The following is a 5,188-nucleotide window of genomic DNA, read 5'->3' on the forward strand; positions in this document are numbered from 1 at the left end:
AAGGAAGCGTCCGCACCTTGAGAACTCAACAGCGTGCCAAAAATCAACGCCAGATTAGTTGATACCCCGTCCATCTTCGGATGGCGAGGTTCCTTTGAAAGTCCTGCCGGCCCTTGTGGCGGGTAGGCAACATACACAGCGAGGACGCTGTGGACAGTCGGCCCTATTCCGGCATGACTGTCCCGCTCAACGCGAGTGTCACCGGATATCCGGTAAACATTCACGGAGAGTTTGATCCTGGCTCAGGACGAACGCTGGCGGCGTGCTTAACACATGCAAGTCGAACGATGAAGCCCTTCGGGGTGGATTAGTGGCGAACGGGTGAGTAACACGTGGGCAATCTGCCCTTCACTCTGGGACAAGCCCTGGAAACGGGGTCTAATACCGGATAACACCGGCCTTCGCATGGGGGCTGGTTGAAAGCTCCGGCGGTGAAGGATGAGCCCGCGGCCTATCAGCTTGTTGGTGGGGTAATGGCCTACCAAGGCGACGACGGGTAGCCGGCCTGAGAGGGCGACCGGCCACACTGGGACTGAGACACGGCCCAGACTCCTACGGGAGGCAGCAGTGGGGAATATTGCACAATGGGCGAAAGCCTGATGCAGCGACGCCGCGTGAGGGATGACGGCCTTCGGGTTGTAAACCTCTTTCAGCAGGGAAGAAGCGAAAGTGACGGTACCTGCAGAAGAAGCGCCGGCTAACTACGTGCCAGCAGCCGCGGTAATACGTAGGGCGCAAGCGTTGTCCGGAATTATTGGGCGTAAAGAGCTCGTAGGCGGCTTGTCACGTCGGGTGTGAAAGCCCGGGGCTTAACCCCGGGTCTGCATCCGATACGGGCAGGCTAGAGTGTGGTAGGGGAGATCGGAATTCCTGGTGTAGCGGTGAAATGCGCAGATATCAGGAGGAACACCGGTGGCGAAGGCGGATCTCTGGGCCATTACTGACGCTGAGGAGCGAAAGCGTGGGGAGCGAACAGGATTAGATACCCTGGTAGTCCACGCCGTAAACGTTGGGAACTAGGTGTTGGCGACATTCCACGTCGTCGGTGCCGCAGCTAACGCATTAAGTTCCCCGCCTGGGGAGTACGGCCGCAAGGCTAAAACTCAAAGGAATTGACGGGGGCCCGCACAAGCAGCGGAGCATGTGGCTTAATTCGACGCAACGCGAAGAACCTTACCAAGGCTTGACATATACCGGAAAGCATTAGAGATAGTGCCCCCCTTGTGGTCGGTATACAGGTGGTGCATGGCTGTCGTCAGCTCGTGTCGTGAGATGTTGGGTTAAGTCCCGCAACGAGCGCAACCCTTGTCCTGTGTTGCCAGCATGCCCTTCGGGGTGATGGGGACTCACAGGAGACCGCCGGGGTCAACTCGGAGGAAGGTGGGGACGACGTCAAGTCATCATGCCCCTTATGTCTTGGGCTGCACACGTGCTACAATGGCCGGTACAAAGAGCTGCGATGCCGCGAGGCGGAGCGAATCTCAAAAAGCCGGTCTCAGTTCGGATTGGGGTCTGCAACTCGACCCCATGAAGTCGGAGTTGCTAGTAATCGCAGATCAGCATTGCTGCGGTGAATACGTTCCCGGGCCTTGTACACACCGCCCGTCACGTCACGAAAGTCGGTAACACCCGAAGCCGGTGGCCCAACCCCTTGTGGGAGGGAGCTGTCGAAGGTGGGACTGGCGATTGGGACGAAGTCGTAACAAGGTAGCCGTACCGGAAGGTGCGGCTGGATCACCTCCTTTCTAAGGAGCACAGTACCGATTGCAGGCAAACGTTCTGCACGGTCAGCTCATGGGTGGAACGTTGATTAGTTGGCACACTCGGATGGATCCGATCACAAGTACTGCTTCGGCGTGGAACGTGAGACGAGACGTGAAGAGTGTGCTTGGCACGTTGTTGGGTGTCTGAGGGTACGGCCGTTAGGTCGTTGCCTTCTGATGCCGGCCCCAGTGAACTCATCGGCTTGTCTGGTGGGGTGATGGGTGGCTGGTCGTTGTTTGAGAACTACACAGTGGACGCGAGCATCTGTGGCCAAGTTTTTAAGGGCGCACGGTGGATGCCTTGGCACCAGGAACCGATGAAGGACGTGGGAGGCCACGATAGTCCCCGGGGAGCCGTCAACCAGGCTTTGATCCGGGGGTTTCCGAATGGGGAAACCCGGCAGTCGTCATGGGCTGTCACCCATGCCTGAACACATAGGGCATGTGGAGGGAACGAGGGGAAGTGAAACATCTCAGTACCCTCAGGAAGAGAAAACAACCGTGATTCCGGGAGTAGTGGCGAGCGAAACCGGATGAGGCCAAACCGTATGCGTGTGATACCCGGCAGGGGTTGCGCATGCGGGGTTGTGGGATCTCTCTTTCACAGTCTGCCGGCTGTGAGACGAGTCAGAAACCGTTGATGTAGGCGAAGGACATGCGAAAGGTCCGGCGTAGAGGGTAAGACCCCCGTAGCTGAAACATTGACGGCTCGTTTGAGAGACACCCAAGTAGCACGGGGCCCGAGAAATCCCGTGTGAATCTGGCGGGACCACCCGCTAAGCCTAAATATTCCCTGGTGACCGATAGCGGATAGTACCGTGAGGGAATGGTGAAAAGTACCGCGGGAGCGGAGTGAAATAGTACCTGAAACCGTGTGCCTACAAGCCGTGGGAGCGTCGCTCATTGGGTTTACCCAATGGGTCGTGACTGCGTGCCTTTTGAAGAATGAGCCTGCGAGTTTGCGGTGTGTTGCGAGGTTAACCCGTGTGGGGAAGCCGTAGCGAAAGCGAGTCCGAATAGGGCGATTTAGTAGCGCGCTCAAGACCCGAAGCGGAGTGATCTAGCCATGGGCAGGTTGAAGCGGAGGTAAGACTTCGTGGAGGACCGAACCCACCAGGGTTGAAAACCTGGGGGATGACCTGTGGTTAGGGGTGAAAGGCCAATCAAACTCCGTGATAGCTGGTTCTCCCCGAAATGCATTTAGGTGCAGCGTCGTGTGTTTCTTGCCGGAGGTAGAGCACTGGATAGGCGATGGGCCCTACCGGGTTACTGACCTTAGCCAAACTCCGAATGCCGGTAAGTGAGAGCACGGCAGTGAGACTGTGGGGGATAAGCTCCATGGTCGAGAGGGAAACAGCCCAGAGCATCGACTAAGGCCCCTAAGCGTACGCTAAGTGGGAAAGGATGTGGAGTCGCAGAGACAACCAGGAGGTTGGCTTAGAAGCAGCCACCCTTGAAAGAGTGCGTAATAGCTCACTGGTCAAGTGATTCCGCGCCGACAATGTAGCGGGGCTCAAGCGTACCGCCGAAGTCGTGTCATTGCAGCATATAGCCCCAACGGGCGCTGTGATGGGTAGGGGAGCGTCGTGTGCCGGGTGAAGCAGCCGCGGAAGCGAGTTGTGGACGGTTCACGAGTGAGAATGCAGGCATGAGTAGCGATACACACGTGAGAAACGTGTGCGCCGATTGACTAAGGGTTCCTGGGTCAAGCTGATCTGCCCAGGGTAAGTCGGGACCTAAGGCGAGGCCGACAGGCGTAGTCGATGGACAACCGGTTGATATTCCGGTACCCGCTTTGAAACGCCCAATATCGAGCCCATTAATGCTAAGGCCGTGAAGCCGTTCCGGACCCTTCGGGGAAAGGAAAGTGGTGGAGCCGTCGACCCAAGGTGGTAGTAGGTAAGCGATGGGGTGACGCAGGAAGGTAGTCCAGCCCGGGCGGTGGTAGTCCCGGGGTAAGGGTGTAGGGCGTGTGGTAGGCAAATCCGTCACACATTAAGCCTGAGACCTGATGCCGAGCCGATTGTGGTGAAGTGGATGATCCTATGCTGTCGAGAAAAGCCTCTAGCGAGTTTCATGGCGGCCCGTACCCTAAACCGACTCAGGTAGTCAGGTAGAGAATACCGAGGCGTTCGGGTGAACTATGGTTAAGGAACTCGGCAAAATGCCCCCGTAACTTCGGGAGAAGGGGGGCCATCACTGGTGATGAGTCTTGCACTCTGAGCTGGGGGTGGCCGCAGAGACCAGCGAGAAGCGACTGTTTACTAAAAACACAGGTCCGTGCGAAGCCGTAAGGCGATGTATACGGACTGACGCCTGCCCGGTGCTGGAACGTTAAGGGGACCGGTTAGTCACATTTCGGTGTGGCGAAGCTGAGAACTTAAGCGCCAGTAAACGGCGGTGGTAACTATAACCATCCTAAGGTAGCGAAATTCCTTGTCGGGTAAGTTCCGACCTGCACGAATGGCGTAACGACTTCTCGACTGTCTCAACCATAGGCCCGGTGAAATTGCACTACGAGTAAAGATGCTCGTTTCGCGCAGCAGGACGAAAAGACCCCGGGACCTTTACTACAGTTTGATATTGGTGTTCGGTTCGGCTTGTGTAGGATAGGTGGGAGACTTTGAAGCCGTGACGCCAGTCATGGTGGAGTCGCCGTTGAAATACCACTCTGGTCGTGCTGGATGTCTAACCTCGGTCCGTGATCCGGATCAGGGACAGTGTCTGATGGGTAGTTTAACTGGGGCGGTTGCCTCCCAAAGGGTAACGGAGGCGCCCAAAGGTTCCCTCAGCCTGGTTGGCAATCAGGTGTTGAGTGTAAGTGCACAAGGGAGCTTGACTGTGAGACCGACGGGTCGAGCAGGGACGAAAGTCGGGACTAGTGATCCGGCGGTGGCTTGTGGAAGCGCCGTCGCTCAACGGATAAAAGGTACCCCGGGGATAACAGGCTGATCTTCCCCAAGAGTCCATATCGACGGGATGGTTTGGCACCTCGATGTCGGCTCGTCGCATCCTGGGGCTGGAGTCGGTCCCAAGGGTTGGGCTGTTCGCCCATTAAAGCGGTACGCGAGCTGGGTTTAGAACGTCGTGAGACAGTTCGGTCTCTATCCGCTGTGCGCGTAGGAATATTGAGAAGGGCTGTCCCTAGTACGAGAGGACCGGGACGGACGAACCTCTGGTGTGCCAGTTGTCCTGCCAAGGGCATGGCTGGTTGGCTACGTTCGGGAGGGATAACCGCTGAAAGCATCTAAGCGGGAAGCCTGCTTCAAGATGAGTATTCCCACCTCCTTGAGAGGGTAAGGCTCCCAGTAGACCACTGGGTTGATAGGCCGGATGTGGAAGCCCAGTAATGGGTGGAGCTGACCGGTACTAATAGGCCGAGGGCTTGTCCTCAGTTGCTCGCGTCCACTGTGTTAGTTCTGAAG

2 rRNA genes are annotated in these 5,188 nt (G+C 57.1%); both read left to right on the plus strand.

Annotated elements, in window-relative coordinates:
* The first annotated feature begins 219 nt into the window (after nucleotides 1-219).
* Nucleotides 220-1,745 (plus strand): 16S ribosomal RNA (locus IE124_RS33810).
* A gap of 287 nt (nucleotides 1,746-2,032) precedes the next feature.
* A 23S ribosomal RNA gene (locus IE124_RS33815) occupies nucleotides 2,033-5,156 on the plus strand.
* Together the 16S and 23S rRNA genes form the textbook arrangement of a ribosomal RNA operon.
* The last annotated feature ends 32 nt before the right edge of the window (nucleotides 5,157-5,188 follow it).

This window comes from Streptomyces narbonensis, assembly GCF_014649015.1.
Classification (GTDB): Bacteria; Actinomycetota; Actinomycetes; order Streptomycetales; family Streptomycetaceae; genus Streptomyces; species Streptomyces narbonensis.